Origin of the sequence: Cupriavidus necator N-1 (assembly GCF_000219215.1) — a bacterium.
GTDB classification, from domain to species: domain Bacteria; phylum Pseudomonadota; class Gammaproteobacteria; order Burkholderiales; family Burkholderiaceae; genus Cupriavidus; species Cupriavidus necator.
In genome coordinates, this window is the sequence record NC_015727.1 from 1393947 (window position 1) to 1411049 (window position 17103).

At 62.1% G+C, this 17103-nt stretch carries 14 protein-coding genes and 1 pseudogene; 3 read left to right on the top strand and 12 right to left on the bottom strand.

Annotation, left to right across the window (positions count from 1 at the left end; translation table 11 throughout):
• Positions 1 to 6: 6 nt before the first annotated feature.
• From CNE_RS36270 to CNE_RS36280, 3 genes are all read right to left on the bottom strand, one after another.
• Complete coding sequence (locus tag CNE_RS36270; RefSeq protein ID WP_013959751.1) at positions 7 to 1461, bottom strand: 2-hydroxymuconic semialdehyde dehydrogenase; 1455 nt, start codon at positions 1459 to 1461, stop codon at positions 7 to 9.
• A 93-nt stretch (positions 1462 to 1554) separates the two neighbouring features.
• On the bottom strand, positions 1555 to 2262 hold the full coding sequence (locus CNE_RS36275; protein WP_013959752.1) for a class II aldolase/adducin family protein: 708 nt from the start codon (positions 2260 to 2262) through the stop codon (positions 1555 to 1557).
• Positions 2259 to 3125 carry a VOC family protein gene (locus CNE_RS36280; protein ID WP_013959753.1) on the bottom strand — a complete coding sequence of 289 codons (867 nt, stop codon included), beginning with the start codon at positions 3123 to 3125 and terminating at the stop codon, positions 2259 to 2261. The genes CNE_RS36275 and CNE_RS36280 overlap by 4 nt, the downstream gene beginning before the upstream one ends.
• A gap of 219 nt (positions 3126 to 3344) precedes the next feature.
• Here CNE_RS36280 and CNE_RS36285 point away from each other — a divergent pair, with 219 nt between their 5' ends.
• Complete coding sequence (locus CNE_RS36285; protein ID WP_013959754.1) at positions 3345 to 4250, top strand: LysR family transcriptional regulator; 906 nt, start codon at positions 3345 to 3347, stop codon at positions 4248 to 4250.
• Positions 4251 to 4517: 267 nt separating this feature from the next.
• Here the strand turns inward: CNE_RS36285 and CNE_RS40365 are convergent, their stop codons facing one another.
• From CNE_RS40365 to CNE_RS36305, 4 genes are all read right to left on the bottom strand, one after another.
• The gene (locus tag CNE_RS40365) at positions 4518 to 5642 is read right to left on the bottom strand and encodes an FAD-dependent monooxygenase (protein ID WP_013959755.1); all 1125 of its coding nucleotides are present in this window, start codon (positions 5640 to 5642) and stop codon (positions 4518 to 4520) included.
• Between the two features lie 169 nt (positions 5643 to 5811).
• Complete coding sequence (locus CNE_RS36295; protein WP_035815657.1) at positions 5812 to 6417, bottom strand: isochorismatase family protein; 606 nt, start codon at positions 6415 to 6417, stop codon at positions 5812 to 5814.
• Between the two features lie 54 nt (positions 6418 to 6471).
• The gene (locus CNE_RS36300; protein WP_013959757.1) at positions 6472 to 7296 is read right to left on the bottom strand and encodes a pirin family protein; all 825 of its coding nucleotides are present in this window, start codon (positions 7294 to 7296) and stop codon (positions 6472 to 6474) included.
• A gap of 10 nt (positions 7297 to 7306) precedes the next feature.
• Entirely contained in the window at positions 7307 to 8374 is a 1068-nt protein-coding gene (locus tag CNE_RS36305; protein WP_013959758.1) for an alkene reductase, read from the bottom strand.
• A gap of 237 nt (positions 8375 to 8611) precedes the next feature.
• Between CNE_RS36305 and CNE_RS42595 the strand changes: the two are divergent.
• Positions 8612 to 8983: pseudogene (locus CNE_RS42595) on the top strand (LysR substrate-binding domain-containing protein); the annotation flags it as partial.
• Between the two features lie 453 nt (positions 8984 to 9436).
• Here CNE_RS42595 and CNE_RS36315 read toward each other — a convergent pair.
• Complete coding sequence (locus CNE_RS36315; RefSeq protein WP_013959760.1) at positions 9437 to 9814, bottom strand: hypothetical protein; 378 nt, start codon at positions 9812 to 9814, stop codon at positions 9437 to 9439.
• Between the two features lie 232 nt (positions 9815 to 10046).
• Between CNE_RS36315 and CNE_RS41645 the strand changes: the two genes are divergently transcribed.
• On the top strand, positions 10047 to 10271 hold the full coding sequence (locus CNE_RS41645; RefSeq protein ID WP_013959761.1) for a hypothetical protein: 225 nt from the start codon (positions 10047 to 10049) through the stop codon (positions 10269 to 10271).
• 147 nt (positions 10272 to 10418) lie between these two features.
• On the opposite strand, the gene CNE_RS36325 is transcribed toward CNE_RS41645, so the two are convergent.
• From CNE_RS36325 to CNE_RS36340, 4 genes are all read right to left on the bottom strand, one after another.
• Positions 10419 to 11756 carry an efflux transporter outer membrane subunit gene (locus tag CNE_RS36325; protein WP_238553176.1) on the bottom strand — a complete coding sequence of 446 codons (1338 nt, stop codon included), beginning with the start codon at positions 11754 to 11756 and terminating at the stop codon, positions 10419 to 10421.
• Between the two features lie 90 nt (positions 11757 to 11846).
• Positions 11847 to 13841 carry a MacB family efflux pump subunit gene (locus CNE_RS36330; protein ID WP_041229119.1) on the bottom strand — a complete coding sequence of 665 codons (1995 nt, stop codon included), beginning with the start codon at positions 13839 to 13841 and terminating at the stop codon, positions 11847 to 11849.
• Between the two features lie 2 nt (positions 13842 to 13843).
• Entirely contained in the window at positions 13844 to 15022 is a 1179-nt protein-coding gene (locus tag CNE_RS36335; RefSeq protein ID WP_049800744.1) for an efflux RND transporter periplasmic adaptor subunit, read from the bottom strand.
• Between the two features lie 760 nt (positions 15023 to 15782).
• Positions 15783 to 16496 (bottom strand): autoinducer binding domain-containing protein, encoded by a 714-nt coding sequence (locus CNE_RS36340; protein ID WP_013959766.1) that lies wholly within the window; start codon positions 16494 to 16496, stop codon positions 15783 to 15785.
• Positions 16497 to 17103: the final 607 nt, after the last annotated feature.

The following is a 17103-nucleotide window of genomic DNA, read 5'->3' on the forward strand; positions in this document are numbered from 1 at the left end:
CCTGGCTCACAGTTTCACGCACACATTGCGCAGCTCGGTATAGAACTCCAGCGAATGCACTCCGCCCTCGCGGCCGATGCCGGATTGCTTAGCGCCGCCGAAGGCGGTGCGCAGGTCGCGCAGGAACCATGCGTTGATCCAGCAGATGCCCACCTCCAGCGCGCTGCCCATGCGGTGTGCCGTACCGAGATCGGACGTCCACACCGTCGCGGCCAGGCCATAGGGCGTGTCGTTGGCGAGCCGGATGGCTTCTTCCTCGGTATCGAACGGCGCGATATGGCAGCAAGGGCCAAAGATCTCCTCGCGGATCACGGCCGAATCCTCGGGCAGGCCTGTCCAGATGGTGGGCTGCACCCAGGCGCCTTCGGCCAGCGCTTCGGGCATCTCGGGCACGCCCCCGCCGGTGACGACGGTGGCGCCCTCTTCAGCCGCCTTCCTGTAGTACGACAGCACCTTGGCCTGGTGCTCCAGCGAAACCAGCGGGCCCATGTTCACGCCGTCGCCGTCCGGGGAGCCCAGCCGCAAGCCTTCGGCCTTTGCCTTGAGCGCCGCGACGAAGCGCTCGAAGATCGGCCGCTGCACGTAGACGCGCTCAGTGCCCAGGCACACCTGGCCGCTGTTCTCGAAGGCCGAGCGCGCAATGCCGGCGACGGCCTTGTCGAAATCCGCGTCGGCGAACACGATGCCGGCGTTCTTGCCTCCCAGCTCCAGCGAGACCGGACGCACGCCGTTGGCGGCGGCCTTCATGATGGCCTCGCCGGTACGGGTTTCGCCGGTGAAGGTGATGCCGTTCACATCCGGGTGCGCGGTCAGGAATGCACCGGCGGAATCCGGGCCAAAACCGTGGACCACGTTGTACACGCCGGGCGGCACGCCAGCCTCGTTCATCACTTCGCCGAGCAAGGTGGCGGTAGCCGGTGTTTCCTCGGACGGCTTGACCACGACCGTATTGCCGCAGGCCAGCGCGGGGCCGACCTTCCAGGTCATCAGCAGCAGCGGCAGGTTCCAGGGGCATACCACACCGATCACGCCGCGCGGCGAGCGCACCGCGTAGTTGATGGCCTCGCCGCCGTCGGGCGTAGCCATCGCGAAACTCTCCGCCGGTACGTTCCTGATCAGGTCGGCGAACACCTTGAAGTTGGCCGCGCCGCGTGGAATGTCGACGTGGCTGGCGAGCGACAGCGGCTTGCCGGTGTCGGCAATCTCGGCCTGCAGGAATTCGTCGAAGCGGCGGTTGATGCCGTCGGCCACGGCGTGCAGCAGCTCGACGCGCCGGGCCACCGTCATGCGCCCCCACTCGCCCTGCAACGCGCGGCGCGCGGCCGCGACGGCGGCGTCGACCTCTGCCTGGCCGGCCTCGTGGACGTGCCCGATCAGGCTGTTGTCGACCGGATTGCGGTTCTCGAAGGTCCGTCCGGTGCCGACCCATTCGCCGTTAATGAAGTTGCGGAATTGTTTCATGCAATTGCCTCGGTGACTGATTTTGAAAGGGATGGGAGCCGCGCCGTCCAGGGCGCGTCGGACCCGAGCAGCAGCGCCTGTTCGCCTGGAGCGCTAGGCTGATCCGATCGCCGTGCCCTCCGGATCGCCGGCTGTCAGGTATTCCCACATCCGTTCGAAGATCCGGCCAGCGCGGGTCGCCCGCAGTTCGACCTCCGCCTGCGGGATGACTGCGGCACGGTCGCTCAGTCCCGCACCGCGTAACGCGAGATCCATGCGTGCCGCATCTTCCAGGTACCACGTCAGCACCACCGCCTCCTCCAGTGAAGCGCCGGCAACCACGGCGCCGTTGCCCCGCATCACCACCGCGCTGGCCGCACCCAGGGTTTCGACCACACCTGCCGCCTGCTCAGGCGTGCGGACCAGTTGCGGGTCGTCCCACAGCGGCACTCCGGCGGAGAAGTACGTGCCAATGCCGTGCAGGCAGCGCGGTGTCAGGCGTGCTGCCGACAACGCCATCACGGCCGGTGGCATGCTGCGCACGACGCCGCCAACGTGCGGATGCTGCCGGTAGATCTCCTGGTGAATGCGGACTTCGCCCAGCACGCCTTCTGGCAGCGCCCCGTCGACGTTCACTACCGTGCCGGTGTCGCTTCCCCCGATCAGTCCCATCGGTTTGGCCGCACACACCAGAAACTCGCCCGGGCTCAGGCGCACACTGCAATGTCCATAGGCATGGGCAAGATGAGCCCGACCGATCGCCCGCGCTGCCACACGCAGGAGGCGTTGTTGCGCGTCAATGAGCGTGGAGGCCGTGCTCATGAACGAAACTCGGCAATGTCCGGCTTGGCACCCCACATGCAGAAGGATGACGAAGTCCCGGTGGGAAAATGCCGAGGGCGGTAGGTCTTCTCGTCTTCCACCGAGATGGTCCTGACGCCTGTCGAGTACTCGTAGATCATGTCGTCCGGACCTTCGAAGTAGAGGAACACCGCGCCCGAGGTGGGATGCCGTCCCGGACCGAACAGGATGCGGACCCCCCGTTCGCGCAAGAGGTAGTAAGACCGCATCAGGTCATCGACGCTCTCCACCTGGTGGTTGATATGCTGGACGCCGGCGTAAGTGGAAGGGAACAGCGCGATCTTGTGGTGGATCTCGTCGATTCGCAGCAATGGCGCCTCGCCGATCCAGTCACTTACCTTTGCATTGCAGAGCCCCGTCCAGAATATTTCGTCGCGCGCCGGACTGGTCGAGCGCAAGCCGATGTGGCTGAAGCCGGTGATGCCGGCATCGCGCGATGGAAAATATCGACGACCGCTGTGGTCGGGCGCGACCACGAGATCAATGCTGTTGCCAGACGGATCACGAAAGTTGATGAAGGCACCAACCCGTCGCAACTCGCACTGCTCTTTGGAGCCCGTGACGACACGCACATCGTTGCGATCGAGCAAGTCGGCGGCCGCGGCAAGTTCGGCGGGAGACGCTACCTCGAAGGCGGAAGTATGGTCTTTGGGGCCGCCCTCGAAATAGCACAGCGTGTGGTCTCGGCTGTCCGAGCGGAAGTACAGAGCGCCTCTCTCGCGATGCGCGACCTCCAGGCCCAGCACCTGCGTAGCGTACTGCTCGCAACCCTGCAGGTCGCGCGTCCCAAGACGCACATAACGGATATCGGAAAGGTGAATCATCGGGTCTCCTGTTGATCGCCGCCGGCAGATCACGAGGCAGGAGTCCTCAGGCACGCGCTTCCCCGGTCACAGCGTGAACCGGCCTGGCTACGTTCGTCTCCTGCCCCGCAGGCATCGATGCTGAGCATCCCGCCGGCTGGTTTTCGAAAAATGTAGCGGCGCCGAACGCATAAACAAAGCAAATTGTTATAATTCAGATTATTTGCTTTTCAGATATCCATGCGACTCGATCTGAATTTGCTGCGGGTCTTGCTGGCGATCTACGACACCGGCAGCGTGACGGCGGCGGCCAAGCGCCTGAACATGAGCCAGCCGGCGGCCAGCGCCGCCCTCGCCCGGTTGCGCGAGTCATTGGGAGATGCCCTGTTTATCCGGCAGGTCGATGGCATGTCACCTACGCCCCGCGCGCAAAGCCTGGCGGGCAAGGCCAGGGAAGTCCTGGACGCAATCGATCACGATATCCTGCGGGCGCCGGAATTTGATCCGCGGGTGTGCAGCGATGAATTCGTCTTTTGCCTGAGCGCGATCGGAGAGATCGTGTTTCTGCCAAAGCTGGTGCAACACATCCGCGCTACGGCGCCGTCTGCGCGCATTCGTGGGGTCAGCCTTGCCCCCGCCCAGTTGGAGGACGCCTTGCGAGCCGGCGAGGTCGATCTGGCGCTGGGCTATTTCCCGGATCTACGCAAGGCCGAATTCTTCCAGCGGCGCCTGTTTTCGCATGACCTTGTATGTATGGTGCGCACCGGGCACAGGATCAAAGGACCGCGCATGAACCTGGCGCAATTTCAGGCTGCAGAACATGCTTTCGTCAAGGATGGAAGTCGTAGCCAGGAGATGTTTGAAGAGGTTCTCACCAAACAGGGAATCCAGCGCAATATCGTCTTGCATACTGCGCACTATATGAGCATCCCCACCATCATCGCCGAATCCGATCTGGTGGTGGTGCTGCCGCGTACGGTCGCCAATGTGTTCGCCGACTCCAAGAGGGTGCGCATCGTAACGCCTCCAGTTGAAATTCCGCATTACGACCTGAAGGTGTACTGGCATCGGCGTTTTGCCAAGGATCCCAAATCGAAATGGCTGCGCTCCGTGGTCACAGAGGTTTTCGCTACCGACGCCGACTGAGCAATTGCCGGGACGGGGCGCGGCCCGTAGCAATCAGAGCACTTTGCGCATCGGAACTCAAGACTGCTCGCCTGCACGAGAAGGTTGCGCTACTGCGCCACGATCGGCGCCATGTAATCAATTACGCGCAATGGGAGGACGAGGCTTCTTTCCGAGGCTTCATCGAAGATCCTGAGGGCGAACGATGCACCCATTCAGGCTCCCCCGGCGATCGAGGAGCCATGTTGGCGATGGATGGTTGAGATCGCATGCGTGCGGCGGTGCCGATCATGGTCCTCTTGCGTAGCGAAGATAGTCCGCGCTGATTCGCCTTGAATGATTCACCAGCGCACGGACGAAAGGAAGTCTTGCTGCTTCGTAACGCGCGAGGGGCGCAGAGACCGATTCGCCGACGTGCTGGTCAGCGAGTAATCGCGAGAGCACGGCTGCGTCCTCTACGCCAGTCGCAAAGCCACGTCCAGTCATGGGTGAGACGACATGGGCGGCGTCACCCACGATCGCCAACCGGCCGGCCGATAGCCGCGACGGTTCATATTCAGCGATAGGGGCGCCACTCAGTACATCTGTCGAGCGGATTCCGACATCCACCGCTTCTGCCCATGTCGCGGGCCAAAGCCTCGGAACCAGTGCAAGCAACTCCTCGCGGACCTCGGTGTCAATTGTTCCGGGTCCCAGTGTCCCCACTAGGTACCCATCTGCGGTCAGCCGATTGGTGCGGCGGAGCAACGCTTCCCGGTGCACATCGAACCATGCAAAAGTGACCTGGCGGTGACCGACTTCGAGAGAGCCATCGCGCCCCGGAAGCACGGCGGCGACCAACCGATATCCCTCAACAAATTCAATCCACAATCCGCCCGTCGCGGGCAACGGGATGGGTCGCCCGAGCACCCGCTCATCAATCAGACCCCGCCACACAACGTAACCCGCATGACGTGCAAGGGGCGCGTCTGGCGCGATAGCCTGGCGAACAGTGCTGCGGTACCCGTCAGCGCCAATCACCGCGTCGGCAACCATTTCCGTTCCATCCGAAAAGAGAAGTTGCGCGCGATCACCCACGTTTGCGACCGATGTGACGGATTTTCCTTCCTCAATGAGAATGCCCGGCGTTTCGGCAGCGCGGTCATGCAGCCACGAATACAGCGCCGGCCAGGTGGTCAGATGACGATCACGATAGGCGGGTACGACGGGCAATATGGGATGCAACCGCGGATTATGACCGACGGTCGCTGCCAGCGCCGGAAGATCCACACTCAGACTGTCGCCACCTTGTACGCGGCGGGCCGAGCGCTCGACAACATGAACCGGCACACCTCTTGATGCGCACGCCAATGCAAGCGTGAGGCCGGCAAGTGAGCCGCCGACGATAACGATTTGCGAGTGGGGGGCGTTCATCGGGAGGGATCACTCATGAAATTTCGCTTGCGGCCGAGTATGTTCAGTCGCAGGGAGCATGTGAAGAAGGATGATTCTTTGGCAGATCAAACCAGTACCGCATGGCCAACAAGGCCCGTTCTATCGACCGAACGAGACTCACTTCGGTCGACAGCTTCTGGCTTCGGCCTCAGGAGATGCTGGCGCCGAGGGCCGGGAACACATCGCTGAACAACAAGCCGATCAACTGTTGGCCGGCAGGCGTTGACCAATCCTGCGCGATCTCCGCCATGAGCGTGTTGGTCGCGGTGAGCACCACGCCGGCGTCGTGCATCCGTTGACGCGAAAATTCTTCGGAGAGATCGCTCGGCGATCCCGAGGCGTCCATCACGGCCTGAACAGCAAAGCCCTCGACTGCAGCATCAATTGCAGGGAAGATAAGGCAGACGTCGGTGGTCACGCCCGCCATGATCAGGTTCTTGCGCCCGGTGGCGAGCACCGCATTGCGGAAGTCGGGATAGGCCCATGCATTCACCACGCCGGGACGCTTGATCCGGGCCGCGTGTGCCTGAGGCAGGATCTGGGCGATCTCTGGAAGAATCGGGCCTTGCGCCCGGTCCTCCTGGCTCGACGTGATCACAACCGGCAGATTCAGGATCTTGGCCATCTTGGCCAGCGCGATCGACTGCTTGGCTGCAAGTTGCTGGTCGATGTTCTTGATCAGCTGCATCGTGCCAACCTGATGGTCAATAAGCAGCAATGCGCTATTTTCTGCGGTGAATCGTTCAACCTTCATGATGAATCTCCTTGGTGATGAATGGGGCATAGGCCCCCGGTGTGTGGGCAGCTCTTACAGGCTTCCCAGATCGCCGCGGTGATAAGCGGCGGTTGCTGCGGACAGACTCTCCTGGCTCGCGAAAGCCATGGGGCCATTCGAAAGAACGGGCTGATGCAAAGGGCGACCAATGAACACCGCGACCTTGGCTCCGCCGGGCTCTCCGATGAGCTTGAATGTCGTCGCATCGGTCGTGGCAGGACGGATCGGAACACCGAGGTTATCCAGGCCGAAGGTCTCTCCATCGAGTTCCGCACTGCCGAATATCGGCATGACGAAGGCTTGGTGTCCCGCCGGCAAAGGCAGGTCCAGCGCTGCGCCTGCGTCTAGCGAGATATCGAGCAAGGTGACGTCGGTCGGCGGTACCAGCGGGGAGCGCGCGTCGCCGAAGCTGCCAAGGGGAACCCGGATGCGCACGCCGGGCCGCTGCACCACCGGCACGTCCTGCGGTGCCAGGGTCAGCGCAAACGGCGCGGCTTCCTGACGTTCCCGAGGGAGATTGACGAAGATCTGCAGAAGGTGGGTCGTGCTTCCCAACACGGCAGGGTTCTCCTCATGGATCACACCACGCCCGGCGGCGGTCCAATGCAGGCCGCCGGGCTCGATCAGCACGCTGTTGCCCAACGAATCGCGATTGGCAATGCCTGTCTCCGAATCGAGGAACAGATAGGTGACCGCGGAAAAGCCGGCGTGTGGATGCGGCGGAAACGTTGGAGCGCTCATCCAGGCATGGTCGATTCCCATGAAGGGATCAAGTAACGCCGGATCTGCGCCATGCAGGCGGTATGCCCGGAAATGGCTTCCCCGGTTAGCGCGTTGCATGCGGGCGGTGGTGGTCATGGTTGACTCCTTAGACGGCTTCAGCAGCCAGCGCCGGATAGTCGATGTATCCCTTGGCGGTGGGCGGGGCAAAAAACGTGTCGCGGTCCGGCGCGTTGAGGGCGGCACCTTGACGGAAGCGTTCCGGCAGGTCGGGGTTGGCAAGGAACGCACTGCCGAATACGGTGGCGTCGGCCTTGCCTCCGTCGAGTACGGCTTCGGCGCTGTCCTGCGTCAAGCCGCTTCCGATCAGGTATGCGCCGTCGAAAAGCGGGCGCAGCAACGCGTGATAGTCGACTTTCGTTCCGAACAGGGCGACATGCAGATAGGCCAGGCCCATTCCGCGAAGCTTGTCGACGAGATACGTGTAGGTTTCTTGCGGCGCGGCATCCGTGATGCTGTTGTAGTTCATCTCTGGAGAGATCTTGATGCCCACGCGGTCCGCCCCCGCCTCGGCGACCATGGCAGCCAGCACGTCGAGCATGAAGCGGGCGCGGCCTTCAACGGAACCACCGTATTGATCCTGGCGCTGGTTGCTGCCCGTCGATAGGAATTGTTCGGGCAGGTAGCCGGACGCGCCGTGCAGTTCCACACCGTCGAATCCGGCGTCGATCGCCCGGCGGGTGGCCTGGCGATACTCATCGATGATGCCGGCGATCTCGCCGAGGCCCAGTGCGCGGGGCGTGACGAAGTCGACTTGGCCACCGGGCGTCCATGCCTGCCCCTCGGGCTTGATGGCAGAAGGGGCCACGGGCGTCGCGCCATCCAGCAAAGAAGGATGCGAGACACGGCCGCAATGCATCAACTGCATGAATATGCGACCGCCACGTGCGTGCACGGCCTCAGTCACCTTCTTCCATGCGGCAACCTGGGCCTCGGTCTCGATGCCGGGGGTATGCACGTAGCCCTTACCCATGGCGGACGGAAATACGCCTTCCGAGATGATGAGGCCTGCGCTGGCACGCTGAGCGTAATAGGTAACGGTCATGTCGCTGGGAACACCGTCGTTGCCCGCGCGGGACCGGGTCATCGGGGCCATGACGAGGCGGTTCGGCGCAACGTAGCGACCAATGCGAACGGGGGTGAGAAGCTTGTTCATGTTGAAGTCCTTGAAGGTAACGAGGTGCGGAAGCGTGGAGGCCGCTAGACCGGCTTGCCCACCGTCCGCCCCAACACGCGGTGGCGATGCACGTATCTTGGATTGATTCACGAGGGAGATAAAGGCGGTAGATTGGCAATCATTGATCCATAAATGGCGCAATCTCTGTGGAACTGCTGACCGACATGGCCTTGTTTGTCGAGGTCGTCCAGATACGTAGTTTTCGAGGCGCCGCCGGCCTCACCGCTACATCTCGAACTTTCCGACGAGCCGGCCCATCCCACCGACCTGACACGGCACGAGTGCCTCGGCTTCCCCAAAGCAGGAAAGTGGATGCTCCAGCTAGGTGAGGAAACCGTTGAGGTTGAGGTCGGCGGGAGGTTCCAGGTCAACAGCGTCGGCATGTTCCGGAGGTTGGCGACGCTGGACCTGGGTGTGGCACTTCTGCCGGTCGAGATGGCTGCGGAAGATTTGGCGGCGGGTCGCCTGCGAAGAATTCTGCCCGAGTGGCAGACAAGTTCGGCCCCGGTCTATGCGCTGACCGAAGCCCGCTTGCTACCTGCGAAAACTCTGCGCTTTATCGAGTTCTTGCGCCAACGGCTGGCAAGGAGAATTAGTGCTTGGGGCTCCTGGGCAGTTCCACTGCATGCCGGAAAGTCTCGTTCCGTTAGCTTGCAAACAGGGGCGTGCGAGTTAGGTGCTCGTTATCAGTTTTTCCGAGCGTCGCATATGAAGAGGATTGCGGTCACTGGAGCGCCGGCGTTTATATGGCCGCAACGGGTCGCAATGAGGCAAACGCGTAGGCGGTGATCTCCCCATCCATTGCACCGTTCTCTAACTTCATAATTTCATCATCATGAAATTAAGGATTGGCACTCCTCGCCGGCTTCCCGCCCATGCTTTGGAAGATTTGGACTGCCCGCCGCCGGCCCATTAGACTACAGGCAACGAGCATCCGGCCGCCTGCCAGCCACCACAGCTGAACTTTGTTCCTTCTGCAGACGATCATGCATCGTCTCGCAGCGGATCAACACCTTTGGCGCGGCCAAGGCGGCTAGACCCTCACAGCGTGATCTTGGGCTTCTTGATGGTGACTTTCGGCTTCTTGACGCTGACCTTCACGCCGCCGGCCTGCACTTCGACGTTCTTCTTGTCGATCTTGACCGAGGGCACGCCAGTAGCCTTGTCGATGACCTTTTTGATGTTGTCCTTATCCGCCTTCGACACCAGCGGGATGTTGGTGACCACATCCTTTGCCATCTTGTTGACGACCGCGTGATAGACGATGGCGCTGGGGCCCAGTGCCGCCAGCACATTGCCCTTCTCAATTTCGTTCGCCAGCGACGCGCACGAGACGTCCGCATACTGGAACACATAGGTGCCCATCTCGCTGGCGCCGGGTGCCCCTAACGCGTCATGTGCGACGCTACTGCTTCCCATCGGCCCGGACCAGCTGCCATGTGCCGACTTGATGTTGGAACATGGATCCGTCGGGTGCCGTTACGGTTTGCACATCGCAAAAGCGGTACCTGTTGGACTTCCCACCGATTGATATGGTCTGGCCGCCAGCGATGCGTGCGCCTTTTACAAGCAAATGCCGGGTTAATATTCCGACAACGCTTGTACGATCGGGGGCGCAGGCCGGGACCCTGACTTCCTTCAGTCCGAAATTGTGAATACCACAACTGTAGGCACCAGTGACTGGCCCATCAACGGTGACGACAAACGCGCGGTGAATTCCTTCGAGGCCACCATTACCCAGATCGAGCCATGCCTGAGGAGCATGGGCAATGCCAACGTGCTCCACGTGCACGCCCAGCGCCCCAGCTCGTACTACGGCGCTCGCAGCAATCATTACATGCGTCATCCGATCCACACCGCCACCGACGCCCTTTAAGACGACGTGCGAGGTATGCCGCTCAACGGCACGCATCTCGTCAGTGTCCTGCCAATGCTGACCCGACCATCTGAAGTCATTCACGATATTCTTGCTGCGCCCTTTCCGGAACTCGATGTGGACGGCCTCTTGCGTCCAGGTGCCAACCTACGCACCACCGCCTAGCGCCTTGTACAGCGTGACCATATTGTTCAATCGGTCCAGGCGATTCTTCGCGCAAGCGCCCTGCAGTTGGCGCACCTGTTTTTGCTCGTCAAGCCAGGGTTGCACGTCGGACAGCCCTGCCACAAAGCGAGCGCGAGCCAGCCCTTCTGCGCGCTGGGCCCGCTCCAACGATAGGGCATGCAGGGACTTCTGCTGCTCGAGCTGCCAGCGCCCCGACAAGGCGGAATCAACCTCGGCGAGCGCCGTGTACCACGTTTTCCTGAACTCGGCGACGTTGGCTTCGTATTCGTCGCGCGAAACCTCTACCCCTCGCTGCCGCATCCCCCAGTCGAGCAACGGCAGCACAACGCCTAGTCCAATCCCGTCAATCGGGTTCGACAGCAGACCCACGAGGCTGGCGCTGGAGCGCCCAGCCTTACCGGCGAGCGAAAAAGTGGGATACAGCTCCGCACGGGCCTGGTTGATTCTCGCCAGCAACCGGCGCAACTCGAATTCGGCCTTGCGCAGGTCGGGGCGACGGCTTAACAGATCCGCAGGCAGGGAATCGGGTACGCCTGGCAAGTGCCCTTCGGGCAGATGCCCAGGTTCGTGCAGCCAGCCCTGTGGCGGGCGGTCCAGCAGGATCGCGAGGTCATTCCGATGACGCGTGCGCTGCGCCAGCAGGTTCAGCCTCAGCGCTTCCAGCGTCGCCACACCTTGCTCGGCGCGTACGACGTCCAGGCCATGCGCGGCGCCGGCCTCATGCCGGCCCCGCACGATGGCGAGCGTCCTCTGTGCATTGGCAATATCCGCCTCGTTGCGGACGAGCTCATGATTCAGATAGCCGATCTGCCAGTAGTGCTTCGCCGTGTCCCCGATGAGGGTCATTCTGATCGCTTCACGTTCTGCCTCTGCGGCCCTTGCGGCCCAGCGCGCGGCGTCGCGCTCGGCCGCCAGCTTGCCCCAGAGATCCAGCTCGTAGCTGAGCGAAACGGAATAATCGCCCTGAACCCGGAGCGAACCGGTTTCGCGACCGGCGTTGAGCCCTAGCCCGGAGGAGATTCTTGGATATGCATTGCTGGCCGCAATGCCGGCCTGCAACCGGGCCTGATGAATACGGATCGCCGCAGCCGCCAGCTGGCTGTTGACAACCAGCACGTCCTCCACTAATTGATCCAGATTGGCATCTCCGAAAGCTCGCCACCAATCGTACGGCCCCGTTTCGGACGGTGCGCCAGCCCCCAGCTCACGGGTGCGCGTCTGTGCGTCGCCACCGTCTCCGTACTGGTTCCATTGCGTCGGGATTTCCACGGCAGGAGTGAGATATTGGCTGGCCGGCAAGCAGCCTGCCAACGATGCGGCGAGGCACGCGGCGCCCACCCAGCACGATCCGCGTCGCCGCCTTGATGTGTATGTCGGCATGGCGTCGTCTCACTCGCGGGCAAGCGCGTCGACCGGGTTCAGGCGGGCGGCGTTCCGGGCAGGGAAATAGCCGAACACGATGCCAACCAGCGTCGAGCATAGCGTTGCCACCACGACAGGCCCGAGGGTAAATGCCATCCTCGTCTGCTGCCCGAGCCACGGGAGGATCAGGCCCACCAGCAGCGCAAGTCCGATTCCGAGCGCGGCACCCAGCAGGCACACCATCACCGCCTCGCAGAGGAACTGCATCAGGATGTCCCGCTGTCTTGCACCGACGGCCATCCTGATGCCGATTTCTTGGGTGCGCTCCGCGACGGAAACGAGCATGATGTTCATCACGCCTATCCCGCCGACAATCAGCGAGATCACGGAGACGGTCAGCAACATGCGCGTCAGCACGCCTTGGGCCTTCTGCCTCCTCTTGGCGACTTCGTCAAGGTTGATTGTCATAAAATCCTTCGTACGGTGGCGCAGCGTGAGGATCTTCTCGACCCCCTCCTCGACCACCTTCGCAGGAATGCGTTCGTGACCGCGTACGATGATCCGTTCCACGTGCTGACGGCCAAAGAGCCGGTCACTGGCGGTGGTATAGGGTAACCACACGTTCAATTGCCGAGGGTTCAGGAGCATGCCCGCGTTCACGACGGCAACGCCGACCACCACGCATGGCACGTTGTCGATCAGGATGATCTTTCCCAGCGCGCTCCCGGCAGCCGGGAACAGCTTGCGGCGCGCCACTTCGTCGATGACCACGACCTGCGCGCGGCGCTGCACGGCGGCTTGTCCGAACCATGCCCCCTCGACAAGCCTTGCCCCGTACATCCGGGCGTAGTTCGCACTCACCCCTATGACATCCGCCAAGGCGTCGACGCCCCGGTAACGTACGGTGGCGCCCTGCGGAGTTTCAGGCGTCGCATCGTCGACGAATGCCTGCTCTGCCAGGGCGGCCGCGTCGGCCGGCACAAGCGTCTGGATCTCCGACGCCCGGGGATCGCCCCAGTCCCGACCTGAATAGACGTGAATGACATTCGTCCCGATACTGCCAAATGACTCGAGCGCTTGCCGCTTGGCGGCTTCTCCGATCCATGCGATCGCTACGACGGATGCGATTCCGATCGTGATGCCAAGCGTTGTGAGTATCGTCCTCAACCGCCGAGCCACCATCGATTGTGACGCCATGCGCAGCGCCTCGATAAAGCTACGCGGCGTATCGATATCCCCGAGCAACGGTTCAGCGCACGCGGCGGGCCGGGCTGCCCGGCCGAGTGACGCCGTCGCGCTCGCGTTGTCAGGAGAGATTCCATCCCGAGGGATGGCGTACTGTCGCGAGTCCGCGACCAACTCGCCGTCACGCAGTTCGATGACACGGCTTGCATGCGCGGCGACGCCGGGATCATGCGTGATGACGATCACGGTGCGGCCGCGTGCATTCAGATCCCGAAGGGTGTCCATCACTTGCTGGCCACTCGAGGAGTCGAGCGCACCCGTTGGCTCGTCCGCAAGGATGACGTCTGCCCCATTCATCAACGCCCGTGCAATGCTGACACGCTGTTGCTGCCCCCCCGACAATTGGCCTGGCCTGTGATTGGCACGCTCTCCGAGCCCCAGTTGCCCGAGGAGTTCGAGGGCACGCGCCTGCCTTGCGCGTTGCCCGGCGCCGGTGTAGACCGCGGGCATCTGGACGTTGGCCGATGCATCGAGGTACGTCAGCAGTTGGTAGCGCTGGAAAATGAAGCCGAAGCGCTGTCGCCGCAGATAGGCAAGCTCGTCGTGACCGAGGTCACCGATTTCCCGCCCATTGATACGGTAGCTGCCCGAACTCGGTTGGTCCAGGCAGCCCAGGATATTCATCAACGTCGACTTGCCGGAGCCCGATGTACCCACAATGGCCACGAATTCGCCGGCATCGATCGACAGGTTGATGTCCTTGAGCACGACCACGTCGCGGTCCCAGGAAGGAAACCGGCGCGTCACGTTCGTCAACTGTAGCAGGGGGGCATTCACCTTCAGCTCGTCGTGGTGGTGGGTTCGGCCATGCCCGTCACAACGCGTTCGCCCTGCGCCAGACCCTTGCGCACCTCCACGTTCACATTGTTGTTCAGGCCAACGTAGACCGCGCGCTCGACGACACGCTCGTCGCGACCGATCACGCGCACCAGATGGCGACCATCGGCGATCTGTTCGCCCAGCGCGGCCACCGGGATGCTAAGTGCCTGACGCACGGTCGCGATCAGCACGCTCACCTGCGCGGTCATGGAGATGCGCAGGCGCCGGTCGGCATTCGGTACCTCGAATAGCGCGTTGTAGAAGACTGCGGCGCCTGGCTTGGACGATTGTCCACTGTTCGTGCCCGGGGTGGAGCCGGGCGGATCCAGGAAGCCCTGAGGCACCGGCTCGATGGCCCGGATCTTTCCGTAATAGCGTTTGTCCGGGTCGCCCAGGATTGTGAAGTAGGCAGTTTGTCCCGGGCGCAGGCGGACCACATCCGCCTCGGAGACTTGCGCTCTGACGGTCATCGAGTCCATATCGGCCAGTCTGAGAATCTCCGGCGCCTGTTGGCTGGCAATGACGGTCTGCCCCTCCTGGGTGACGATGGCTACCACTTCGCCATTCCTTGGCGCGACAATCTGCGTGTAGCCCAGGTTCGCGCGCGCAATCTCCACCTCGGCATGAGCGCCTTCGATCCTCGCATCAAGCGCGGTGAGCCGTGCCCGCTGCTCGTCGACCAGGGCTCTCGCCGCCTCGAAGTCTTGCCGCGAGGAGGCGTCGATAGCTAGCAAATTGCGCTGACGATTCAACGCCGGCTCGGCTTTTGCCAGCGTCGCGACAGTCTCCTGTCTTTGCGCGACCAGTTCCTTTTCATTGGCGATCTTCTGGCGCAGTTCGTTGTGTGCCGGTACCGAATCGATCTCCGCGAGCAGCTGTCCCTTAATTACCTTGTCGCCAAGCTCGACCTTCAACGCCTTGATCTGTCCATCCACCTGGGCGCCCACCTTGACCTGCTGGGATGGCTGGAGCGAGCCCACCGCCAACACCGCCAGTTCGAGATCCTTGCGTTCGACTGGCGCCGTGGTATATGGAGAGGGCTTCGTACAGGCGAGCTGGCACAGCGCGATGGTCAGTATCGTGGCGCAAACAGCGGCGCCGATGACCCGGGAGCGATAGCGAAGCGACATGATCTTCATGGGGACACTACATCCGCAGAGGCGGTTCGATGGACGATGGAAGCCCGGGCGCCGACTCCATGCAACCTCAGCCGTCATCGCCGGCTGCCGTCCCTTCGAGATACGCGGGCCTTTCATTGCTGTGACATGCCGCGATTAGATCGCCTCATCGTACTCTTCGGCAACCATCCAAACTGACAGGTATGTAGGTGAATTCGCTGGTGAGCAACCGGCTTCCCCACCGTGGCCGGAAACGTGAAGGGCCGCCGCGCCCGTCGATGACGCATCCATCGGACAGCCTTCCAGCGCGAGGGGGGCGCAAACCACGCCGCCAGGATCCCGAGCGCCAGGCGCAACCGCCGCCCGCGTGTGCGATAGCCTCTCGCGCAAGGGGATCCGCGCCTGTCGAGGGCTCAAGACTGCTCAAGCAACTTCGCAACGAGGGCGAACAAGCCGCCGATGGCGACGCACAGCGCAATCCATGCAGCGATGATGCCAACACAAACCTTCAGCTTCATGATGCTTCTGATGGGCCAACTAGGCTAACGGGCGGGGGATGCCTGAATTGGAAGCCTCGCCCGGCCCTTCGACAACCTTCAGAACTGAGAGGTATGCTGGTAAGTTCCGGGACGATATTTCTCACCGCACCGGCGTCGCGTGTCAGCATCGGGCGAGTTGGGCGCTACATCAGATTGCATGGGATGCTGCACCGGTGGTGCGCGACGACCAGCAGAATTGACAGGTCTTTCAGATCAGGAATCGCACCCTGTCGTGCTACGAGTCAGCTGAGCATGCCGCTCATGGCCGCATAGACAGCCGCCGCGGTCTTGTTGGGCACGTTGAGCTTGGTGATAATGTTGCGGATGTGGAAGCGCACGGTGCATTCCGACAATGAGAGCAGATCGGCAATCTCGAGCGTGGTCTTCCCATCGGCCGTCCACTTGAGCACCTCGATCTCCCGGCTCGTCAGAGCCCCGGCCCGCTGGGCGAAGTGGTCGGGCAGCATCACTTCCGATAGGCGCAGATGGGCAATGGCCGTCAGCCCGCGCAACTCCGCTTCCTTGTACGCACGCTCCTCGTCCGCTAACGGCGTCGCCGACCGCGCCACGGTGAACATGCCGCCCTGCGAGGCGCCGCTAAAGCAGGATTGGGCCCACCCCACACGCAGGCCAGCGCCCTGCGCTTCTTCCCAGAAGGCGGGCACCCGCGCAAACATTCTCGGCGTCCATACGAAGGGGGTGTCGGATTGCTCGCCGCGCGCGATCGTGGGATCGATCTCCAGATAGCGGTTGCGCGCGTAACGCTCCTGCCAGATGGCGGGATAGTTATTCCGCATCAGTGTCTCGGGTCTCGACACTGGCCAGGGTGTGCGCAGCCCGTACGCGCAATACTCGAACTCGAGCTTCACCGCCACGCGCAGTATGGCTTCGAAGATCGCCTGCTCGCTATGCACACCATCGATGGAAGTCAGCAAATCAAGTAGCCAGTGCTTCATGGCCTCACCCCGCTTTGCGCGATCACCCACCTCATGCCACACCCAACGTCTCTCGTATCCCTTTCAACACTGCATTCCCCACACCACATCACGGCGTACATCGGGCCGTCACAGAAAACAACTGTTCATTATGGGCGATTAATTTTATCAATACAATTTGAATTTTATTCATATGCGTATGCATATAAGTCAAATAGTTATGATGGCCAGTTCATATATTTAAATAAATTATCTTTGGATCTCGGATACCGTTGCTCGCGACGCTATCCGAATTTGGCCGGCCATTCATGCGCATTTCGGCGTAATGTGGAGCTATCCAAACTGAGAGGTTTCCTACTGCGTTGAGACCGCGTAATGTGCCCGGGTGTTTTCTTCCTTAATAGCCATCGAGGGCAATCCAGCCGTTGCGATCCATCAATATGACGTGGGAACAAGCTCGTCTGGGAGCCTCGGACGTTCAACGGTATCGTGAATTTTCGGGCGCCGCCCAAAAAGGTAGGCGATGACTTTCACCCCGCGGTCAAGGCGCTGGTAAGCGGCGCTGCCTACGGCCGTCGCAATGTGTATTGCATACGACCGTCGGAGTACGAGCCGCATGCCATGTTCG